15 protein-coding genes are annotated in these 14488 nt (G+C 70.6%); 5 read left to right on the forward strand and 10 right to left on the reverse strand.

Annotated elements, in window-relative coordinates; genetic code table 11:
* Nucleotides 1-22 precede the first annotated feature (22 nt).
* Together rpsB and Pph01_RS17475 are read right to left on the reverse strand one after the other, a co-directional pair.
* Nucleotides 23-973: a 30S ribosomal protein S2 gene (gene rpsB / locus Pph01_RS17470; protein ID WP_204074165.1), complete on the reverse strand. Its 951-nt coding sequence runs from the start codon at nucleotides 971-973 to the stop codon at nucleotides 23-25.
* 321 nt (nucleotides 974-1294) lie between these two features.
* On the reverse strand, nucleotides 1295-2107 hold the full coding sequence (locus Pph01_RS17475; RefSeq protein ID WP_204074166.1) for a winged helix-turn-helix domain-containing protein: 813 nt from the start codon (nucleotides 2105-2107) through the stop codon (nucleotides 1295-1297).
* 71 nt (nucleotides 2108-2178) lie between these two features.
* On the opposite strand from Pph01_RS17475, the gene Pph01_RS17480 reads away from it, so the two are divergent.
* On the forward strand, nucleotides 2179-3501 hold the full coding sequence (locus Pph01_RS17480; protein WP_239116776.1) for an MFS transporter: 1323 nt from the start codon (nucleotides 2179-2181) through the stop codon (nucleotides 3499-3501).
* On the opposite strand, the gene Pph01_RS17485 is transcribed toward Pph01_RS17480, so the two are convergent.
* On the reverse strand, nucleotides 3386-4795 hold the full coding sequence (locus Pph01_RS17485; RefSeq protein ID WP_204074167.1) for a CoA transferase: 1410 nt from the start codon (nucleotides 4793-4795) through the stop codon (nucleotides 3386-3388). The two genes, Pph01_RS17480 and Pph01_RS17485, sit on opposite strands and share 116 nt — an antisense overlap.
* 417 nt (nucleotides 4796-5212) lie before the next feature.
* On the opposite strand from Pph01_RS17485, the gene Pph01_RS17490 reads away from it, so the two are divergent.
* The 4 genes from Pph01_RS17490 to Pph01_RS17505 are packed head-to-tail and all read left to right on the forward strand — an operon-like array spanning nucleotide 5213 to nucleotide 9356.
* Nucleotides 5213-5566, forward strand: coding sequence for a YraN family protein (locus tag Pph01_RS17490; RefSeq protein ID WP_239116777.1), 354 nt, complete (start codon nucleotides 5213-5215; stop codon nucleotides 5564-5566).
* A 1-nt stretch (nucleotide 5567) separates the two neighbouring features.
* Nucleotides 5568-7211 (forward strand): YifB family Mg chelatase-like AAA ATPase, encoded by a 1644-nt coding sequence (locus tag Pph01_RS17495; protein ID WP_204074168.1) that lies wholly within the window; start codon nucleotides 5568-5570, stop codon nucleotides 7209-7211.
* Nucleotides 7211-8422, forward strand: a complete 1212-nt coding sequence (gene dprA, locus Pph01_RS17500) for a DNA-processing protein DprA (RefSeq protein ID WP_239116778.1) — start codon at nucleotides 7211-7213, stop codon at nucleotides 8420-8422. Before Pph01_RS17495 ends, dprA begins: the two co-directional genes overlap by 1 nt.
* Before the next feature lie 10 nt (nucleotides 8423-8432).
* Nucleotides 8433-9356, forward strand: coding sequence for a tyrosine recombinase XerC (locus Pph01_RS17505; protein ID WP_239116779.1), 924 nt, complete (start codon nucleotides 8433-8435; stop codon nucleotides 9354-9356).
* On the opposite strand, the gene Pph01_RS17510 is transcribed toward Pph01_RS17505, so the two are convergent.
* From Pph01_RS17510 to trmD, 7 genes are all read right to left on the reverse strand, one after another.
* On the reverse strand, nucleotides 9319-10296 hold the full coding sequence (locus Pph01_RS17510; RefSeq protein ID WP_239116780.1) for a murein hydrolase activator EnvC family protein: 978 nt from the start codon (nucleotides 10294-10296) through the stop codon (nucleotides 9319-9321). The genes Pph01_RS17505 and Pph01_RS17510 overlap by 38 nt on opposite strands.
* A 78-nt stretch (nucleotides 10297-10374) precedes the next feature.
* Nucleotides 10375-10698, reverse strand: a complete 324-nt coding sequence (locus Pph01_RS17515) for a DUF2469 domain-containing protein (protein WP_012888569.1) — start codon at nucleotides 10696-10698, stop codon at nucleotides 10375-10377.
* Nucleotides 10699-10737: 39 nt separating this feature from the next.
* The gene (locus Pph01_RS17520; protein WP_204074170.1) at nucleotides 10738-11463 is read right to left on the reverse strand and encodes a ribonuclease HII; all 726 of its coding nucleotides are present in this window, start codon (nucleotides 11461-11463) and stop codon (nucleotides 10738-10740) included.
* A gap of 78 nt (nucleotides 11464-11541) precedes the next feature.
* Complete coding sequence (gene lepB, locus Pph01_RS17525) at nucleotides 11542-12135, reverse strand: signal peptidase I (protein WP_204074171.1); 594 nt, start codon at nucleotides 12133-12135, stop codon at nucleotides 11542-11544.
* 10 nt (nucleotides 12136-12145) lie between these two features.
* On the reverse strand, nucleotides 12146-12994 hold the full coding sequence (gene lepB, locus Pph01_RS17530; RefSeq protein ID WP_373315675.1) for a signal peptidase I: 849 nt from the start codon (nucleotides 12992-12994) through the stop codon (nucleotides 12146-12148).
* Nucleotides 12995-13104: 110 nt separating this feature from the next.
* Nucleotides 13105-13467, reverse strand: coding sequence for a 50S ribosomal protein L19 (gene rplS, locus Pph01_RS17535; RefSeq protein WP_203973395.1), 363 nt, complete (start codon nucleotides 13465-13467; stop codon nucleotides 13105-13107).
* Nucleotides 13468-13654: 187 nt separating this feature from the next.
* Nucleotides 13655-14479 carry a tRNA (guanosine(37)-N1)-methyltransferase TrmD gene (gene trmD / locus Pph01_RS17540; protein WP_204074172.1) on the reverse strand — a complete coding sequence of 275 codons (825 nt, stop codon included), beginning with the start codon at nucleotides 14477-14479 and terminating at the stop codon, nucleotides 13655-13657.
* Nucleotides 14480-14488: the final 9 nt, after the last annotated feature.

Raw genomic sequence — 14488 nt, forward strand, 5'->3', positions numbered from 1 at the left:
GCACCCCGTACGGGCGCTGAGCTTAGGCCTGCTCTTCGGTGGTGTCCGCGGCCGGAGCATCGGTCGCCTCGGTCGCGGCCTCGGCGGCCGGAGCCTCCGCGGCGGCCTCGGCCGGAGCGGACTCCTCAGCCGGAACCTCGGTGGCGGCCTCAGCCGGAACCTCGGTGGCGGCCTCGGCCGGAGCCTCGGTGGCGGAACCCTCGAGCAGCTCACGCTCCCACTCGGCGAGCGGCTCGGCGTCAGTGGTGCCGCTGGGCTTCTCCTCGCCGCGACCGGCGCCGGCGCGGGTCATCAGACCGTCGGCCACGGCGTCGGCGATCACGCGGGTGAGGAGGCTGACGGCGCGGATCGCGTCGTCGTTGCCCGGGATCGGGTAGTCGACCTCGTCGGGGTCGCAGTTGGTGTCGAGGATCGCGACGACCGGGATGCCAAGCTTCTTGGCCTCGTTGATCGCGATGTGCTCCTTCTTGGTGTCCACGATCCAGATCGCGCTCGGAACGCGAGCCATGTCACGGATACCGCCGAGGGTGCGCTCGAGCTTCTCCTTCTCGCGCCGGCGCATCAGGAGCTCCTTCTTGGTGAGCCCGGACGCGGCGACGTTCTCGAAGTCGAGCTCCTCGAGCTCCTTCAGGCGCTGGAGCCTCTTGTGAACCGTCGAGAAGTTGGTGAGCATGCCGCCCAGCCAGCGCTGGTTCACGTACGGCATGCCGACGCGGGACGCCTGCTCGGAGATGGACTCCTGCGCCTGCTTCTTCGTGCCGATGAACATGATGGAACCGCCGTGCGCGACGGTCTCCTTCACGAAGTCGTAGGCGCGGTCGATGAAGGACAGCGACTTCTGCAGGTCGATGATGTAGATGCCGTTGCGCTCGGTGAAGATGAAGCGCTTCATCTTCGGGTTCCACCGGCGAGTCTGGTGGCCGAAGTGAACGCCGCTCTCGAGCAGCTGTCGCATGGTGACGACAGGGGCCATGGTGTGGTCCTCCATGGTCGTGTGCCCTGGGGCACGGTCTCGGTTGGTCGCACGAGCCACATGACTCGCACCCTGACGCCCCGGGCCGTCGCCGCCGGACAAGGTCCGGACCGAGGTGACGACTCGTGAATGGGCGTGTGAATTCGGCCCGCTAGCGCAGGCCGTCGTACAGTCTACCCGGATCCGTCCCCGCCGATGACCGGCGACGTGACCGTGCGGGTTACACCGTCACCGGCCTCCGCGCGATCGGCGATCACGTCACCCGCCGGTGTGTCGCCGTCACCTGAAACCAGGCCCAGAAGCAGGCCCCCGAAACCGGTCTCAGTTAATCGGACCCGCAGGGCCGCCCGCCGCCGCGGAACCGAACCCCGCAGGGCCGTCAGGCCCGTCGGAATCGGACGTCCCAGAACCGCCGGGCACCACGGAACGCTCAAAACCGGATCCCCCGGAACCGCCAGAATCGCCGGGACGCCCCTCAGAACCGGCCCCCTCGGAATCGGACCCTGCCGGGGCGGAGCCCGAGGGAGCGGAGGGTTGCCCTACGGCGCCGTGTGGCGCCCGGGGGAAGAACCGGAGCTGGAACTCCGCCAGGCGTGCCCCCGTCGGCGCGTCCTCCGCTGCGCGTTCCGTGGCCCGGTACGGGAGGGTCAGCTCGTTGATCCGCTCCGCCAGAGCCCGCAACTCCTCGGCGTCGACGAGCAGGGTGGCGTGGGTCAGCCAGGTGGCCGACCGCCATTCACGCGACTCCCGGGGCGACTGCACGAGGTAGTCGTTCAGCCGCTGGGCCGCGTCCGCCAGAACCGCGTCGATCACCGCGTTCTGCGCCTCGAACAGCTCAGGGGAGACATCGTCCTCAGAGGTGAAACCCCACCCGCGTTGCAGGGCTCGCCACACCCGCTCCCTGCCGTCACCTCTGGGCGGCGCCTCCTCGACGAGCCCGTTCTTGGCCAGCGTGCGCAGGTGATAGCTGCACGCGCTCGGCGACAACCCCGTGACCTGCGCGCATTCCGTGGCCGTCGCGGGTCCCTCCGTCTGGAGCCGGGACAGGATGGCCAGCCGCGCGGGATGCGCGAGCGCACGGAGGACACCGGCATCCGTGACCTGCCGGTAACCCTCCGCCTTCGAGGTGGTCATGCCGCACACGCTACTCGCGGGCAAGAAATGAAGTATTGCCTTCACAGTTACGAAGCATTAGTTTCACAATTATGAAGGAGATGCTTCACGACTCCCGGGACGCCCACCCGATCCCCCTCCGCCGACAGCGGGACTACCGGTTCCTCTGGTCCGCCCGCGCCGTCTCCGAGACCGGCAGCGAGGTCACCAAGCTCGCCGTGCCGCTGACCGCGGCCACCGTGCTCCACGCCTCCCCGCTCCAGATGGGCCTGCTCACGGCCGCCTCGACCTTCCCCTACCTGCTGGTCGGCCTGCCGTCGGGCGCGCTGGCCGACCGGGTGGGCCGTCGCAGGCCGGTGATGACGGCATGCGAGACGGTCTCCGGTCTCGTCATGCTCTCGGTCCCCGTGGCGTGGCTGACCGGACTGCTGACCATCCCCTGGCTGATCGCGGCCGCCTTCGTCGTCGGCGTCTGCACGGTGGTGTTCCGCACGTTCAACACGCCCCACCTGGCCACCGTGGTCGCGGAGTCGCAGCGCACGGAGGCGCTCGCCGGCTTCCAGTCCGTGTTCGCCGTCGCCCAGATCGGAGGTCCGGGCCTCGCCGGCCTGCTCGTCGCCCTGCTCACCGCCCCGGTCGCGATCGTGGTGAACGGACTCTCCTTCCTCGCGTCCGCGCTGTGCCTGCGGGCCGTCCGCGCGCCTGAACACGAGGCCGGCACCCGCGGGGCCGGACTCGGCCGTGAGATCGCAGAGGGCCTGCGCATCCTGATCGGGCACCCGATACTGCGGACGCTCTGCCTCACGGGCATGACCATCAACGCCCTCGGTGCGGCCCAACTCGCGCTCTACGTGGTCTTCGCCGTCCGCGTCCTCGGCCTTCCCGGCAGCCTGGTCGGCGTCGCCGCGGCCGGTTTCGGCGTCGGCGGCCTGCTGGGCGCCGTCCTCGCACCCCGTCTGAACCGCCGGTACGGCGAAAACCGGGTGTTGCTCGGCTCCGTGCTCTTCTTCCCGGTGGCTTTCGTCGGCACGGCCGCCGCACACGGCCCGGTCTGGCTCGTGATGGGCCAGCTCGGCGTGGCGGAGCTGATCACCGGGGTGGCCGTCGTGTGTTACAGCGTCTGCGCGGGCTCCGCCACGATGCGCGAGGCCCCGGACGGGCTGCTCGGCCGGGTGAACGCCACGACCCAGTTCGCCGTCCAGGGCGTGATGGCCCTGGGCGGTCTCCTCGGCGGCGTCCTCGGGGAGTCCCTCGGGCTCAGGCCCGCCCTGTGGGTGTGCACCGCGGCCTCGCTGCTCGTCATCCCGTGCCTGTGGCTGTCGCCCATTCGGCGCGATGCCCGCCTGGCGAGGGTGGAGCGCTCGCCCAGTACGGCTCGGCGCCCCGAATCCGTCCCGGAGGCCTCACGTACGTGAGGGTGCCGAACTCGCTCTCCATACCGGCCAGGAGATCGTCCACCCGTGGCTCAGGGGCGTCACCGGCGGAGCGTCCCAGGTCGTCGAGCCACGCCGCGGTCCTCGCGAGCGAGACCTCGGCATGCCAGGAACCGCCCTCGCCCGTACGGCGCAGCAGCCCGGCGACCGCGCCGAAGGCGGCGAGGAAGCCGGTCGCGTGATCGAGCGCCTGAGCGGGAAGCGGCACGGGGCGGGAGCCGTCCCCGTTCTCGTGAGCGATGCCGGAGACCATCTGCACCAGGCTGTCGAAGCCCCGCCTGCCCGCCCATGGGCCGCGGGATCCGTACGCGGAGATGTCCACGCACACGATCCCCGGCCGGAGGACGGCGAGATCCTCCGGGGCGAACCCCCTTTCCCGTAAGGCACCGGGCCGATGGGCCTGGATCACCACGTCGACCTGCCTGACGAGGTCCCGCAACACCTCGGGCTCCGATCTGAGGTCGACGTGGCACGACCGCTTGCCGAACGCGGTCTCCACGACCAGCCCCGGCACCTCGGGGAGGTGAGCGGCGCCCACGCGCAGGACCTCGGCGCCGTGCGCGGCGAGGATCCGGGCGGCCACCGGTCCCGCGATCACCCTTGTCAGATCGAGGACCCGCACGCCGCTCAGCGGCCGCGGCCCGTCGACTGCTTCTCGCGCCCCGTCGACTGCTTCCCGCGCTCCGCCGAGAGCGGGCGTGGCCGACGCGGTGAAGCGCGACAGTCCGACGAGCGGCAGTTCCGCGACCGCCCGCCCCTGTGGATGGGCGAGCCATTCCTGTCTGGTCCGCATCGCGGCCGCGCATCCACCTTCGCGGGTCACGGCCTCCTCGACGTCGATGCCGGTACGGCCCGCGCAGGCGGCGGCGACGTCGTCCCTCCCCGCGCCAACGGCGAGCCCCAGCGCACGGAGGGCGGCGTCGCGATGATGGTCGAAGTTGCAGTGCAACCTGATCCAGCCGTCAGCGGTGCGGTAGTCCCCGGACAGGGGCGCCCAGAGAACGGCCTTCTCCCCGTCTATCCGGAAATGACGCTCGCTCTGGAAGGCCGCCGCCGCATGCCGGACGTCCACACTCACATCGGGGTCGACAGCTGGAGCGCCTCCGCGTCGCGTCCAATAGGCGGCCACGGCCGCGGTCACGGCGCCGACGGAGGCGGCCGCCGCCACGTCGACGCGGAAGACCGAGGCGAACACGGGATCGTCACCGGTCACCCGCACCTCCGGAAGGACGACCCCCGTGTCCTCACCCAGCCGCTTGATCAAGCTCGCGATCACGGATGTCCCCCCTCCCCGACGTCCACAAGATCCCCGGCGTCGTCCACAGCCTTCCCCGGTTACCCACAGATCTGTCCACAGCCAGAAGCGCCGCATGACCACAACGAGAGCAGTTCCTCCGGCCGCGGGTCGCCCAGCGCCCTGGTTCGGCCCATGTCCGGGATGAGCCGGGGCTTCTCCCCATTTCACCCATGGCCGACGCCGGACGCCAGGCGGGCGAGCAGCACCACCGCCGGCGCGCCCCTAGTGACCCGCCCTGGACGTTGATCGCCATAGGCGTCATGCTCGCACGCCCTCATGCCGATGTCGTCGCCGAGTCCGCGTGCCTGTGGATGAAGGGTCGTATCCACAGAATCCGGTTCGGCTCCTCCCTGCCTGGGCCGCCGGCAGGAAGGTCTGGGGCCGGAGGTGGTCCCATTGGCCGCGAAAGATCAGCTGGGCAGATACGGCGAGCAGCTCGCCGCGGACTTTCTGGTGGCGCGGGGCATGAGCGTCCTGGCGCGCAACTGGCGCTGTCCCGAGGGAGAGATCGACATCGTCGCGCGCGACGGGAGCGCGATGGTCGTCGTCGAGGTGAAGACCCGTTCGAGCCGGCGCCACGGCACGGCGTTCGAGGCGGTCACACACGACAAGCTGATGCGGCTTCGCTCGCTGGCGCGGCTGTGGCTGGCGACCCAGACGGAGCGGTTCGACTCGGTGCGGGTCGACGTGATCGCCCTGGAGCGGTTCGCGGGCGACTTCTCCCTCCGTCACGAGCGCGGGGTGATCTGAGATGACCGTGGCGAAGACACGATGCGTCGCCCTGGTGGGCGTGACCGGGCACATGATCGAGGTCGAGGCCGACGTGGGCCCCGGAGCGGTCGGCACACACTTCATCGGCCTCCTGGACACCGCGATCAGCGAGTCCCGCGGGCGGGTCCGCTCCGCGTTGATCAACAGCCGCTTCAAATGGCCGGACGCGCGGGTGACGGTCAGCCTGTTCCCCGCGAGCCTCCCGAAGCGGGGGTCGAGCTTCGACCTGGCCATCGCGATCGCGGTCCTCGGCGCGGCGGGCGCAGTCCCGGCCCAGAGGGTCGCCGAACCGGTGTTCCTCGGCGAGCTCGGGCTGGACGGCCGCGTGCGGCCGGTCAGAGGCGTGCTGCCCGCCGTGTTGTCCGCGGTGGAGGCGGGGGCACGCACCGTCGTGGTGCCCTCGCTCAACGCGGCCGAGGCGTCCCTGGTGCCCGGCCTGACCGTGGTGCCGGTCGCCACCCTGTCCGAACTGGTGGGCTGGCTCCGCTCAGGCGACCTCCACAGTCTGGCGATCGTCGCCGACGCCGCCTCCCTGGACGCCGACGAACCGCCCGTGACCGGCGGCCCCGAGACGACCGCCGGAGGGGCCCGTGGAAGAGCCGGCGGGGCCGTCCGGGGCCGTCGCGGCGGAACGCCCTCCGATTGCCGGCCCTACGGCGCCCCGGAGGTCGACCTGCGCGACGTCGCGGGCCAGCCCATGGGCCGCAAGGCGCTGGAGGTGTGCGCGGCGGGAGGGCACAACCTGTGGATGCTCGGTCCCGCGGGCACCGGCAAGACGATGCTCGCGGAGCGGCTGCCGACGCTACTGCCCGCGCTCCCCCAGGACCAGGCCCTGGAGGTCACCGCGATCCACTCGGTCGCGGGCACTCTCCCCCGCGGCCGCCCGCTGCTCACCCGGCCCCCCTTCATGGCGCCGCACCACACGGCGACCGTGGCGGCCGTCGTCGGCGGCGGCGCGGGCGGCCTGGTACGGCCCGGCGCGGTGTCGCTCTCGCACCGGGGGGTGCTTTTTCTCGACGAGGCCCCCGAATTCGGATCGGGGGTGCTCGACTCGCTCCGGCAGCCCCTCGAATCGGGCACGGTGACGATCTCCCGGGCGATGAGCACGGTCACCTTCCCCGCGCGTTTCATGCTGGTCCTGGCCGCTAATCCCTGCCCGTGCGGACGGAACGGCTCGCCGGAAAACGCGTGCGACTGCACGCCGACCATGCGGCGGCGTTATCTCGCCCGGCTGTCCGGCCCCTTGCTGGACCGTGTCGACGTGAAGATCAGGGTCGGGCGGGCGACCCGGGCCGAGTTGCTCGCCGACCGGCGGTTCGCCGAGTCCAGCGCCGTGGTGGCCGAACGTGTGCTCCTCGCCCGCGAACGCGCCGCGAAACGTCTGGCGGGCACGCCGTGGCAGACCAACGCTGAAGTGTCGTCGGCGGCGCTGCACCACGAGTTCCGGCTGCCGGGCGGCGCGCTCGCTCCCCTGCATCGAGGGCTCGACAACGGCACGCTCAGCACGCGCGGGCTCGACCGAATCCTGCGCGTCGCCTGGACGCTCGCCGACCTCGAGGGCAGGGACCGCCCCGGTGAGGCCGAGACGTCGGCGGCGCTGGGGATGTGGCTGGGGGCGGAGTGATGGAGACGCCACCCGACACCGAGACGCGCGAGGACGAGCGAACGGCGAGGGTCGCGCTCATGCGGATGGCCGAAGCGGGCGATCCGGTCATGGGCCGCCTGATCGCCTGGTGCGGGCCTCAGCGAGCGCTGGAGCAAGCCTGCCGAGGGTCGCTGGATCCGGATTTCGCCGCGAAGGAGACGGAGAGGGCCGACCGATCGGGGCGGCGGCCGGATCTGGCTCGACTGGTCGCGGCCTGGGCCGCCCGCTTCACCGACCCGGACGCCGATCTGACGATGGGGCGGGAGCGCGGAGCCCGGCTGGTCATTCCCGGCGATTCCGAGTGGCCCACCCAGCTGGACGATCTCGGTGATGCCCGGCCCTTCGGGTTGTGGGTGAACGGCCGGGCGAACCTGCGCTTCGCCTGCCTGCGGTCGGTCGCGATCGTCGGTGCGAGGGCCGCGACGCCCTATGGCGTCCAGGTGGCCGCCCAACTCGCGTCGGAGCTCAGCGGCCGCGGGTGGACGGTCGTGAGCGGCGGCGCCTACGGCATCGATGCTGCGGCACATCGCGGGGCCCTCGGGGGCGGCTCGCCCACGGTGGCCACGCTGGCCTGCGGAGTCGACCAGTGTTATCCCCGCGCCCACGAGGACCTCTTCCGCGTGGTCCGATCCCAGGGGGTGGTCGTCAGCGAGTGGCCACCCGGCGCCCATCCAACGCGGCCGCGTTTCCTGGTCAGGAACCGGGTGATCGCCGCGCTGTCGCGCGGCACGATCGTCGTGCAGGCGGCCCTCCGCAGCGGCGCGCTCAACACCGCAACGCACGCGGCCGGGCTGAACAGGCATCTGATGGCCGTGCCCGGGCCGATCACTGCCGCGACGTCCGAGGGATGCCACATGTTGATCCGTTCGGGCAAGGCGGTGTGCGTGACCTCGAGCGACGAGGTGATCGATCTTGTCGGCTCGCTGGGCGCCGACCTCGCGCCTGAGCGTCGCGGCCCGTCCCTGCCGCGCGACGAACTGAACGACGAGACCCGGCGCGTGCTCGAGGCCGTGCCCGCGCGCGGAGGCGCGGGCACCGCCGTGATCGCCGTCGAGGCCGGAGTCGACCTCACTACGGCGATCGGGTGTCTCGGCGGCCTCGCCGCGGCCGGTTTCGTCGAGCCGGTCGATCGTGGATGGCGGCTGCGGCGGCAGGCCGATCTCCGGGGCCGGGGAGATCACGCTCGTTAGCATGGAGGTCATGACCGGCGACATCGTGGTCCACGGCTCCGGGGAGACGGCGGAGGCCGTCCTGACCCTGTTCGAGCGTCATCTGCGCCTGGAGAGGGATCTTTCTCCGCACACGGTGCGGGCGTACATCGGGGACGTCACGTCGCTTCTGGGCCACCTGCGCGCCGCCGGTCATGAAACCCTCGCCACCCTGGACGTCACCGCCCTGCGGGAATGGCTCGGCGACCAGCATCAGGCGGGCCGTTCCCGCGCGACGCTCGCCCGCCGCACCGCCTGCGCCCGGGTCTTCACGGCCTTCTGCCATCGGCGGGGCTGGCTGGCCGTCGACCCCGGGTTGCTCCTGGGCACCGCGAAGTCGACCCGATCGTTGCCCGCCGTCCTCGACCAGGCCGAGGCCGAGGCCGTGCTCGCCCTCGACGGGCCCGGCGACCCCAAGGACCTGCGCGATCGGGCGATCATGGAGGTGCTGTACGCCACGGGCGTCCGCGTGAGCGAACTGTGCGGCCTCGACGTGGACGACGTCGACCGCGAGCGCACGACCCTGCGGGTGATGGGCAAGGGACGCAAGGAGCGCACGGTGCCTTTCGGGCTCCCGGCGCTCCATGCCCTCGACGCCTGGTGCGTCCGGGGCCGTCCGTTGTGGATCCGCGAAGGCACCAGCCCCGCTCTGTTCCTCGGCGTCAGGGGAGGCCGCATCGATCAGGGCACCGTGCGGCGGGTGGTGCACGCCCGCCTGAACCGGGCCGAGAGCACGGACATGGGCCCGCACGGGCTCCGCCACACGGCCGCGACGCACATGCTGGAAGGCGGCGCGGACCTGCGTAGCGTCCAGGAGATGCTCGGCCACGCCTCTCTGGCCACCACCCAGGTCTACACCCACGTCTCGATCGAGCGGCTCAGAACCGCCTACCGCCAGGCTCACCCCCGGGCCTGACCGCTCCTGCGATCAGGCCGTCCGACGACAGGGATTCCCGCCCGGGGGCTCGGCGCACGGTTCGGCGTACAGCTCGGCGCATGACCAGGAGTCCGGCCAGAAAGGCGGCCGCCGTCCCCGCCGGCACCACGTCAGAACCTCGCAGGCCCGACTCGGCGGCCACCCTCGTAGCCGCCATACGACCGCCCGGCCAGCCCGACGCGGCGACCGACCGCAGGACCCCTGCATGACGATCTGGCAGGCCTGACGGCGGCCATGGCCGCTCGGCGGCGCGAGGGGGCACGTGCATCCAGACTCGAGGAGCGGGCCGGGAGGCCGGGACGTCTCCCCATCGCGGCAACAGGCGCACCTGGCCGGCGCCGAACAGGAGGAGCGGATCGAGGTAGATCTCTCCCCGTAGAAGCCCCCAATGCAGGCATGCCTCCCGGCAGTGGCCCGTCACGTCCTCCAGGACGCCGATCACCTCCCCCGCCGCGACGGCGTGGCCCGGCCGCACCGTGGGACGGATCGGCAGGTAGGTGGTCCGCAGGCCACCCGGATGGACGATCGTGACGGCGCCCCTGCCGCCGACTGATCCGGCGAATCCGACGGTCCCGGCCCCGGCGGCACGGACCTCGGTGCCCGGCCGCGCCGCGACGTCGACCCCCCGATGCCCGGCGAGCCAGGGCTGAGCCGGAGGGTCGAAGTGCCTGGTCACGGCACGCCCGCCTCCCACCGGCCATCGCCAGCCGGACGGGTCGGCCTCGGCGGCCGCAGGCTGCGGGACGCCCACCACCCCGACGGTGACCAGCCCGACGGTGACCAGCCCGCCAGTGACCAGCCCGCCAGTGATCACAGCCAGGACGCCCAGCAGAGCCATGACCAAGGGCAGAGCCGCGACGGCACAGGAGACCAGCGGATCAAAGACGATCAAGAAGCCGGCGGCTGGGGCTCGACGCATGGCAGAAGCCTGCGGCGAACGGCCATGGCCGGAGGCCGCCGAACCCCGCTCTGTGGAAAACCAGCGTGAGCGGGGACGTCAGTTGGAGAAGCCCTCCTTGGGCATCTCGAGATCGGGCTTGGCCAGTTCTTCGACGTTGACGTCCTTGAAGGTGACGACCCGGACGTTCTTGACGAACCTGGCCGGGCGGTACATGTCCCAGACCCAGGCGTCCTGCATCTTCACGTCGAAGAAGACATCCCCGTTCTCAGCCGTACGGACGTCGAGATCCACGGAGTTGGTCAGGTAGAAGCGCCGCTCGGTCTCGACGACGTAGGTGAACAGCCCGACCACGTCGCGGTACTCCCGGTAGAGCTGCAACTCCATCTCGGTCTCGTATTTCTCGAGATCCTCCGCGCTCATCCCGGTCCTCCTCTTCCACTCCCCGTCGAGATCGCCCTTTCAGACGACACCGGCCCCTACCTCATTCTCGCGCATGTCCCCATCCTGCCTGGCCCACGGGCTCGCATCCCGGAGCGGCGAGCCACGAGTCACCCTCGCCACCGTCACGAACGAGAACCGATGATGCGCGGTCGGTCCGTGTACGCCCAAAGCCCGCCGATGAGCGGGAGTGACGTACCCCTTGTGCTCCGCGAAGCCGTACTCGGGGTGGACGCCGTCCAGAGCGTGCATCATGCGATCCCTGGTCACCTTGGCCACGATCGACGCGGCAGCCACACAGGCCGCGACCTGATCACCTTTCCACACCGCGAGCGACGGTACAGGGAGGCCGGGGACGGGGAAACCGTCGATCAGCACGTACCCGAGGTCGAGCTCCAAACCGGCCACGGCCCTGCGCATGCCCGCGATGTTGCACTTGTGCAGGCCGCGCGTGTCGATCTCCTCCGGAGGTATCACCACGACGCTCACGGCCTTGGCCGAGGCGAGCACTTGATCGTACAGGCGTTCACGTACCGGCTCGGCCAGGAGTTTGGAGTCGGTCAGGCCATCGATATCTCGGCCCAGCACGACGGCGGCGACCACCAGCGGCCCGGCGCAGGCTCCCCGCCCGGCCTCGTCCACTCCGGCGACCGGCGTGAGCCCTCGTCGGGCGAGAGCACGCTCGTAGCCGTAGAGTCCCGAATCCCGCCGTACGACACTGGGACGCGGGCGATACGCAGCTGTCATGACGACAAGCAGATTACGCTCCATTCGGGCGTCACGATACGGCGAGAGCGGACTCGATCGGAGCAGCCGCAGGTCGGCTCAGCGAATCGCCGAGAAAGTCGCTGGAGGAGACAGGAAGGTCCCCCGGGAAAACGGCCAGTAGAGGACGAAGGCCCGGCCGATCACGTCGCCCTCCGAGATCGTCCCCTCATGACCGTCGGTGATGAACGCCCGGGAGTCCTGAGAGTCGTCGCGATGATCGCCCATCAGCCAGAGTCGGCCCGCGGGCACGGTCACGTCGAAAGGCCGATCCGAGGGAGAGGCGCCGGGATACACGTAACCGCCCTGTTCATCGAGCGGGGTGCCGTTGACCGTGATCCGGTTGCGCGCGTCGCAACACTTCACGGTGTCCCCGCCCTTGGCGATCACCCGCTTGATGGTGTCCTCACCCGTCCAGCCCTTGAAGACGACGATGTCACCGCGTTCCACGTCGCCGAACCGGTAGGCGAGCTTGTTCACCAGCACACGGTCGTTGACGAGGAGGGTGTTCTCCATGGACTCGGACGGGATGTAGAACGACTGCAGCGCGAACATGTGGACGAGCACGGCCACGGCGACACCGCCCAGCAGGAACAGGATCGACTCGCGGGTTCCCGAGCGTTTCGCGGCCGGAGGATCCTTCTCTTCGGCCATGGCGTGCCGGCTATCGCCTGGTGAAGCGACGGCGCAGCAGGACCAGCGGCACCGCTCCGACGAACCCCGCGGCCAGGGGCGCGGCGCCGGCCGCGGCCTGGAGGGCGGGCTGGGAGAAGGTGTCGGGGATCGGCAGGATCTTCGCCCGGTCGAACGGCCAGACGATCACGAACGCCCGCCCGATCACCTTGTCGATCGGGATGGTCCCGCCGCCGGGGTCGCCGACGTGCGACCGGGAGTCGAGGGAGACCGACCGGTGGTCGCCCATCACCCAGAGGCGGTCCGGAGGCACCGTCACCTCGAAGTCGCTCTGAGAGGGCTGGTCGCCCGGATAGAGGTAGCCCTGCTCGTCGATCGCGGTGCCGTTGACCGTGATGCGGCCCTTGGCGTCACAGCACTTGACCGTGTCGCCGGGGACGCCGATCACCCGCTTGATGTAGTCCTTCTCACCCGGGACGACGCCGAACGCCGTGCCGACCCAGCGGAAGAACGCCGCCACGGGGTTCGACGGCTCCTCCAGCTGGACCTCGGGATCCCAGGAGTCCACCCCGCTGAACACCACGACGTCGCCGCGCTCGATGTCGCGGACGTGGTAGACGAGCTTGTTGACGAGCACCCTGTCGTTCTTGAGAAGGGTGTCCTCCATCGATTCGGAGGGGATGTAGAAGGCCTGCACCACGAACGACTTGATGAGCAGCGCGAGAAGTAGCGCGACCACGATCAGGACGGGCAACTCCCGCCAGAAAGAGCCCTTCTTCCCCTCGCCGCCCTTGGCGGCCTGCTGGGTGTCTTCCGCGACCACGTCCACCCCGTCCTCGGCAGGCAGGTGCACTTCGAACCCCTGCCCCTCGTTAGTCAACCCTGCTGAGCCTAAATGATGTCCCTGGCAGCCACCGCAGGGGACTCGGCATCACCGGCAAAAAGAAAATGGCCCGCGCCACCTGGCACGGGCCATCGTCATCGCCTGGTCTACTTGGCGGGCAGCGCGTCGCGCTTCTCGCGGATGCGGGCGGCCTTGCCGCGCAGGTCGCGCATGTAGTAAAGCTTCGCCCTGCGGACGTCGCCGCGGGTGACCACGGTGATCTTCTCGATCACCGGGCTGTGGACCGGGAAGGTGCGCTCGACGCCGACGCCGTAGCTGACCTTACGCACGGTGAACGTCTCACGGGCGCCACCGCCCTGGCGGCGCAGGACGAATCCCTTGAACACCTGGATACGGGACCGGTTGCCCTCGACGACGCGGACGTGGACCTCCAGCGTGTCACCGGGGCGGAACGCCGGTACGTCGCTCCGGAGAGCGGCCTTCTCGAGCTCCTGGATCTGCGTGTGCATGGCAGCTGGTTCCTCTTGACATGGGCGCGCGGAGGTCCGCCCGGCCGATCCGGGAAGGTCGGCAGCGAGGGGGACACGCACGCTTGGCTTGATACGTCTGACTTGCTACGTACTGCTTGCTACGTACTGCTTGTGGACCGGGCCTCGCCCGGATCACGCCGCCACAACGAAAATCGGCAGCAGCGATTCAGTTTGCCATATCTTCCGGCCCCGTGCGAAACGCGTCGCCGGAAGCCTTCCGTTCCAGCTCTTCCAGAACCCGCCTGTCGTGTGCGTCCAGGGCGTCGGAGTCGAGTCTCGCGAGGAGCTCCGGCCGCTTGTCCGAGGTACGGCGGAACGCCTCGTCACGGCGCCACCGGGCGATCTTGCCGTGGTGGCCCGACAGAAGGATCTCCGGCACCTCGTGGCCGCGCCACACGGGCGGCTTGGTGTAGACGGGGCCTTCCAGCAGGTTGGCCATCGCCCCGGGGGCGAAGGAGTCGTCCGCGACCGAGCACGCGTTGCCCAGGACCCCCGGCAGCAGGCGGCCGACGGCCTCCACGATGACGAGCACGGCGGCCTCTCCCCCCGCCAGGACGTAGTCGCCGATGCTGACCTCGTCGACCCGCAGGCGGGAGCCGTACTCGGCCATGACGCGGGAGTCGATGCCCTCGTAGCGGGCGGGGGTGAACAGCAGCCAGGGCTCCTTGGCGTAGTCCAGCGCCACTTCCTGGGTGAACGGCCGGCCGCTCGGCGTCGGCACGATCATCCGCGGCAGCGCGGCCGGGTCGGCCTCCGGCCGGCCCTGCTCGACCACGGCGTCGATCGCCTCGCCCCAGATCTCCGGCTTCATCACCATGCCGGGGCCGCCGCCGTACGGAGTGTCGTCGACGGTCTTGTGAACGTCCCGGGTCCAGTCGCGGAGCTGGTGGAGCCGGATGTCGAGGGTGCCGCGCTCACGGGCCTTGCCCACGAGCGAGACGTCAAGCGGTGCGAAGTACTCCGGAAAGATCGAGATGATGTCGACGCGCACGGTCCCGGC

Source organism: Planotetraspora phitsanulokensis, assembly GCF_016863295.1.
Taxonomy (GTDB): domain Bacteria; phylum Actinomycetota; class Actinomycetes; order Streptosporangiales; family Streptosporangiaceae; genus Planotetraspora; species Planotetraspora phitsanulokensis.

Coding starts and splice junctions, on each gene's coding strand:
- rpsB (WP_204074165.1), bottom strand. CDS start 973: ATGGCCCCTGTCGTCACCATGCGACAGCTGCTCGAGAGCGGCGTTCAC.
- Pph01_RS17475 (WP_204074166.1), bottom strand. CDS start 2,107: ATGACCACCTCGAAGGCGGAGGGTTACCGGCAGGTCACGGATGCCGGT.
- Pph01_RS17480 (WP_239116776.1), top strand. CDS start 2,179: ATGAAGGAGATGCTTCACGACTCCCGGGACGCCCACCCGATCCCCCTC.
- Pph01_RS17495 (WP_204074168.1), top strand. CDS start 5,568: ATGACCGTGGCGAAGACACGATGCGTCGCCCTGGTGGGCGTGACCGGG.
- dprA (WP_239116778.1), top strand. CDS start 7,211: ATGGAGACGCCACCCGACACCGAGACGCGCGAGGACGAGCGAACGGCG.
- Pph01_RS17505 (WP_239116779.1), top strand. CDS start 8,433: ATGACCGGCGACATCGTGGTCCACGGCTCCGGGGAGACGGCGGAGGCC.
- Pph01_RS17510 (WP_239116780.1), bottom strand. CDS start 10,296: ATGCGTCGAGCCCCAGCCGCCGGCTTCTTGATCGTCTTTGATCCGCTG.
- Pph01_RS17515 (WP_012888569.1), bottom strand. CDS start 10,698: ATGAGCGCGGAGGATCTCGAGAAATACGAGACCGAGATGGAGTTGCAG.
- Pph01_RS17520 (WP_204074170.1), bottom strand. CDS start 11,463: ATGACAGCTGCGTATCGCCCGCGTCCCAGTGTCGTACGGCGGGATTCG.
- lepB (WP_204074171.1), bottom strand. CDS start 12,135: ATGGCCGAAGAGAAGGATCCTCCGGCCGCGAAACGCTCGGGAACCCGC.
- rplS (WP_203973395.1), bottom strand. CDS start 13,467: ATGCACACGCAGATCCAGGAGCTCGAGAAGGCCGCTCTCCGGAGCGAC.